Origin of the sequence: Cognatiluteimonas telluris (assembly GCF_011320095.1) — a bacterium.
Lineage (GTDB): Bacteria > Pseudomonadota > Gammaproteobacteria > Xanthomonadales > Xanthomonadaceae > Cognatiluteimonas > Cognatiluteimonas telluris.
Genome location: NZ_JAANOY010000056.1, coordinates 1 through 4,342, shown reverse-complemented (window position 1 = coordinate 4,342; position 4,342 = coordinate 1). Strand labels below are relative to the sequence as shown.

The 4,342-nt window shown below is 70.9% G+C and carries 7 protein-coding genes; 6 read left to right on the top strand and 1 reads right to left on the bottom strand.

Features of this window, described 5'->3' with window-relative positions; translation table 11 throughout:
* From G7B67_RS12720 to G7B67_RS12710, 3 genes are all read left to right on the top strand, one after another.
* Positions 1–418, top strand: a 418-nt coding sequence (locus tag G7B67_RS12720) for a DUF4124 domain-containing protein (protein ID WP_166213002.1), incomplete at its 5' end; no start/stop codon positions are given.
* Between the two features lie 388 nt (positions 419–806).
* Complete coding sequence (locus tag G7B67_RS12715; protein WP_166213000.1) at positions 807–1,355, top strand: EF-hand domain-containing protein; 549 nt, start codon at positions 807–809, stop codon at positions 1,353–1,355.
* Positions 1,356–1,423: 68 nt separating this feature from the next.
* Positions 1,424–2,173: an HAD family hydrolase gene (locus G7B67_RS12710; RefSeq protein WP_166212998.1), complete on the top strand. Its 750-nt coding sequence runs from the start codon at positions 1,424–1,426 to the stop codon at positions 2,171–2,173.
* A gap of 31 nt (positions 2,174–2,204) precedes the next feature.
* On the opposite strand, the gene G7B67_RS12705 is transcribed toward G7B67_RS12710, so the two are convergent.
* Positions 2,205–2,417 carry a hypothetical protein gene (locus G7B67_RS12705; protein ID WP_166212996.1) on the bottom strand — a complete coding sequence of 71 codons (213 nt, stop codon included), beginning with the start codon at positions 2,415–2,417 and terminating at the stop codon, positions 2,205–2,207.
* A 90-nt stretch (positions 2,418–2,507) separates the two neighbouring features.
* On the opposite strand from G7B67_RS12705, the gene G7B67_RS12700 reads away from it, so the two are divergent.
* Genes G7B67_RS12700 through G7B67_RS12690 form a run of 3 tightly spaced genes read left to right on the top strand, consistent with a single transcriptional unit; the run spans position 2,508 to position 4,017 of the window.
* A complete protein-coding gene (locus tag G7B67_RS12700) occupies positions 2,508–2,957 on the top strand; it encodes a copper resistance protein NlpE N-terminal domain-containing protein (protein WP_166212994.1) in 450 nt (149 codons plus the stop codon).
* A gap of 41 nt (positions 2,958–2,998) precedes the next feature.
* Positions 2,999–3,616: a hypothetical protein gene (locus G7B67_RS12695; protein ID WP_166212992.1), complete on the top strand. Its 618-nt coding sequence runs from the start codon at positions 2,999–3,001 to the stop codon at positions 3,614–3,616.
* Positions 3,613–4,017, top strand: coding sequence for a GFA family protein (locus G7B67_RS12690; protein ID WP_166212990.1), 405 nt, complete (start codon positions 3,613–3,615; stop codon positions 4,015–4,017). The genes G7B67_RS12695 and G7B67_RS12690 overlap by 4 nt, the downstream gene beginning before the upstream one ends.
* The last annotated feature ends 325 nt before the right edge of the window (positions 4,018–4,342 follow it).

Below are 4,342 nucleotides of genomic sequence, written 5' to 3'. Positions count from 1 at the left end.
ACGCCCGCCCGAGCCGGTGGCTGCGGCCACGCCGGCGCCGGTCGCGACCGCCGACGTGCCGGCGCCAGCGGCCACGCCGCCGATCGCCGACCGCCTGCCGCCGCCTCCGATTTTCCAGTGCAACACCTACGACCACGACAGCTACCTGAGCGAGAACGCCACGCCAGAACCGCGCTGCGTGCGCCTGGATGTCACCGATGTCGACGGCACCGGCAACGCGGGCGAGGGCGTCGCCTGCCAGATGGTCACCGACCAGTGCCAGCGCGTCCCCGACGGCGCCGCCTGCGATGCCTGGACGCGGCGCGGGCGCGAAACCGAGGCGGCCTGGAAGTTCTCCGCGGCCGATTCGGCACCGGCCAACCAGCGTGAGTACGAGCGCGTGCAGAAGATCCTGCGCGACAGCACCTGCGGCCGCTGAGTGCATCGGGCGTCGGGACGCGTTCCCTGCGCCGGCGCGAGCGTTGCATTTCCTCCCGACCGGACTGCGCGGGTTGCGTTGTCGACGCACGTCGATCCGGATGCGGCGGGGCGGGGCATGGCGCCACGCCGCCTGGCGTCGACCACGGACGTAAAGGTTGCGTTGGTGTTCAGCATGCCGGTGATCGCCTGCTCGCGCGCATCGACTGCCATCGCGCCGGTTTCGGCGCGCTTCCCCCGCCGGCGTCGTCGCGGTGGCGCCGCCGTCGTTAAAACAGCGTTGCCGAGAGGCGACGGTCGTGAGGCGTTGTTCACATCGTCCACGGCAGCGTGTCGGCCGGCAGACGCAACGCCTGCGTGGCCGCAATCCCCCAATGGAGCGACAACCGATGACCTTGAATTCCCGCCATCCCCTGATCCTGGTATCCGCCATCGCCGCCGCCCTGTGTGCCCCGGCTGCGTTCGCGCAGGAAGCCCACGCCAGCACCACCGCGCAGGAGCACGCCGCCGCTCACGCCACTCCGGCCCCCGGCGCCGCGACCTCGGCCAATGCCACCGGCCACTTGGATGCCACCGGCGTGTCGGACACCACGACCACGACCAGCATGACGGCCGCCACGCCGGCCACACCGGCCACACCGGCGATCCCCGCCACGCCGGCAACCTCCGCCAGTGATGGCGCGACCGCCGCCACGGCGGCGACGCCCGCCACCCCCGCGACTCCGGCCACGCCCGCATCGGCGTCCGCCAAGCAGATCAGCTGGTCGGACCTGGACACGGACAAGGACGGCATGTTGTCCAAGACCGAGGTGTCGAGCGTGCAGAGCCTCAACGCGACCTTCGACAAGGCCGATGCCGACAAGGACGGCAAGATCACCACCGACGAGTACAAGGCGTACCTGGCTGCGCGCGGCACCAGCAGCGACCACCAGGGCTGATCGCGCCCGTCGCCAAGACCACGGGGCGGCCTTCGGGCCGCCCTTTTCGTGCGCGCTAGACTGCACGGATGCGTCCGCCGACCCGGTCCAACGCCATCCGCCTGGTCGGCTTCGATGCCGACGACACGCTGTGGCGCAGCGAGGATTACTACCGCGACGCGCAGCGCGAGTTCGAGGCGATCATCGCCCGCTACGCCGACCTCGAAGACGTCCACGCGCGCCTGTACGCGGTGGAGAAGCGCAACCTGGCGCTGTTCGGCTACGGCGCCAAGGGCATGACGTTGTCGATGCTGGAAGCGGCAATCGAGATCACCGACGCGCGGGTGTCGGCGGCGGACCTGCAGCGCATCGTCGCCATCGGCAAGTCGCTGCTGACCCATCCGGTCGCACTGCTGCCGGGCATCGGCGAAACACTGGCCAGCCTGGCGGACAGCCACGCGCTGGTGCTGATCACCAAGGGCGACCTGCACCACCAACGGGCCAAGGTGGAGGCCTCGGGACTGCGCGACTACTTCGCACGCGTCGAAGTCTTCTGCGAAAAAGATGCCCCGTCCTATGCGCGGCTGCTGGCGACGATGGGCGTGGCGCCGGACGCGTTCGTGATGGTGGGCAACTCGCTGCGCTCGGACATCGCGCCGGTGCTGGCGCTCGGTGGCTGGGGCGTGCACCTGCCGTACCACGTGACCTGGGCCCACGAGGCCGAGGCCGACGTCGCCCTGGACGCACCGCGGCTGCGACAGGCGACCGCCGTGCACGAGATCCCGGCGCTGGTGCGGGGGCTGGGTGCGGACCGAGCGCGCGGGAGCCGCGTGCGGTGATCACCGCGGCGGCCGCCTGCCAGCCACTTGGTCAATCGCTGCTGGCTTCCAGCACCGACGGCGCCGGATGGATGCTGCGCTGGACGTCCACCTGCAGCCGGTGCGTGACCCAGGCCAGGCTGCCGGCATACAAGGCCAGCAACACCACGCCGATCAGCGTCGGCACGATCCAGCGCCGGCGCCGCGCGGAGGGCGGAGCGGTGGCACCGGCCGATGTGGGCAGGGATGCATTGCGGCTGGTCATGGCGTGGTCCCCGGTGTCCCCATTCAGGACAACGTAATCCCGGCCACGTCACGGCCTCGTGCAGGCCCGGGCATGCGGCACAATCGAACGATGCGATCGGTTGCCGTCGTCCTGGCCCCGGCTGCGCGCACCTGGCGCCAACCCCTGGCGGCGGCGTTGCTGGCGCTGGTGGCGACCGCTTGCCAGCGTCCGCATCCAGACGCCGATGCCCAGCCATTGGGCACGGGGGCGCGCGCGACATTGCAGTGGAATGGAACCCGCCCCTGCGTCGATTGCCGCGGGATCGACGTCCAGCTGACGCTGGCGCGGGACGACGACTACGCGTTGACCGAGACCTTCCATACCCGTGCCGGTGCTTCGCGCTTCGTCGAGCATGGATGCTGGCAACGCCAGGGGGTGCGCTTGCGGCTGCAGGGCGATACCGGCAGCCTGCGCATCTATCGGTTGCTGCCCGACGGCCGGCTGCAGCCGCGCGACCTGCATGGCGGTGCGTTCGCATCGGCCAGCACCCTGCAACCCGTGGCCGGAGTCGCGCCTTGATCGCGAACTGGCCGCAAGACAATGTCCCGGAGCGATTGCCCATGCCACGAACCTTGAATCCGATGGCCTGGCTGCCTGTGGCCACGATGCTTTTACTGGCGCTGATGGCATCGGTGGCGCATGCCGCCACGCCTGCCGGCACCGGCGATGCCTGGGTGGACGCCACGCTGCTCGACATCGACCGCTACGCCGCGCGCTATCCGGACGCCTTCAACGACGAGCTGGTGCGCTACCACGGCGCGCCGCCCGCACTGGTGGCGCAGTTGCGCGAAACCGGGCATTGGCGCGCTGGCGAGATCTACTTCGCCTGCGCGCTGGCGCAGGCCGCGGGCCAGCCGTGCCGGCGCGTGGTCGAGCAGCGCAACCGTGGCGCGGGCCAGGATTGGGATGCGATCGCACGCGGGTTCGGCGTCGGCGCGGGTAGTCGCGGCTTCCAGCAACTCAAGCGCGCGCTGGTCCACAGCTATGCGCGCTGGGCGCGACCGTTGCAGGTGGATGCGTCGCTGCATCGCGAGTTCCCCAAGCTTCCGCTGGCGTCGTCGCTGCCAACTCACGATGACCGGCGGCCGGCGTCGAAGGCGACGGCGAAGGGCGTGAATGCGCCGCAACCCCACGACGCGGATCCGGCCCCGGCGACACCGGCGCGCACGCCCGCATGAAGCCGCGTGGAGACGTGACGCATCGTGGCGGCTGCCACTGCGGACGGGTGCGGTTCGAAGTCGATGCGCCGGCGGCGATCGAGGCGATCCAGTGCAACTGCTCGATCTGCCGGATGACCGGCTTCCTGCATTTCATCGTGCCGGCGTCGTGCTTCCGCCTGCTGTCGGGCGAGGACGCCCTGGTCGACTACCGATTCAACACCGGCACCGCGAAACATCGCTTCTGCGGCACCTGCGGCATCAAGAGTTTCTACGTACCGCGCAGCCATCCGGACGGCATCGACGTCAACGTGCATTGCCTGGACGCGGGCACGGTCGCCAGCATCGCGATCACGCAATTCGACGACAACGACCGCGACGCGGCCACCGCGGCGATCGCGCACCTGTCGCAAGCCGGGTAAGCCCGCGCTCATCCGTGGCGCGGAGCCACGCCGCGCACTTCATGCGGACAGTGCATGTTGTCGGCGGCGGCGCGCGTGGACACGCTGCCCGCTACGCTGTCGCGGCAGACGCCGGTGGCTGCACGTCACGCAGCAACACGCGGCCCTGCGGGCGCGGGCTGGTATCGTTCGCGCTCTTTCCATGGAGGACGCCGATGCCCCGATGCCCACGCCGGACCGCGCGCCGCGCGCTGCCCGCCACGCTGCTGCTGGGGTGCCTGCTGGCCGCCGACGCCCTGGCCGCCGACGCGCCAGTGGCGCCGGCCGCGACGCCCGCAGCGTCGAC

Bases quoted from the DNA above. Each gene is read 5' to 3' on its own strand.
- G7B67_RS12690 (WP_166212990.1), top strand. From the start codon at position 3,613: ATGAAGCCGCGTGGAGACGTGACGCATCGTGGCGGCTGCCACTGCGGA.
- G7B67_RS12705 (WP_166212996.1), bottom strand. From the start codon at position 2,417: ATGACCAGCCGCAATGCATCCCTGCCCACATCGGCCGGTGCCACCGCT.
- G7B67_RS12695 (WP_166212992.1), top strand. From the start codon at position 2,999: ATGCCACGAACCTTGAATCCGATGGCCTGGCTGCCTGTGGCCACGATG.
- G7B67_RS12710 (WP_166212998.1), top strand. From the start codon at position 1,424: ATGCGTCCGCCGACCCGGTCCAACGCCATCCGCCTGGTCGGCTTCGAT.
- G7B67_RS12700 (WP_166212994.1), top strand. From the start codon at position 2,508: ATGCGATCGGTTGCCGTCGTCCTGGCCCCGGCTGCGCGCACCTGGCGC.
- G7B67_RS12715 (WP_166213000.1), top strand. From the start codon at position 807: ATGACCTTGAATTCCCGCCATCCCCTGATCCTGGTATCCGCCATCGCC.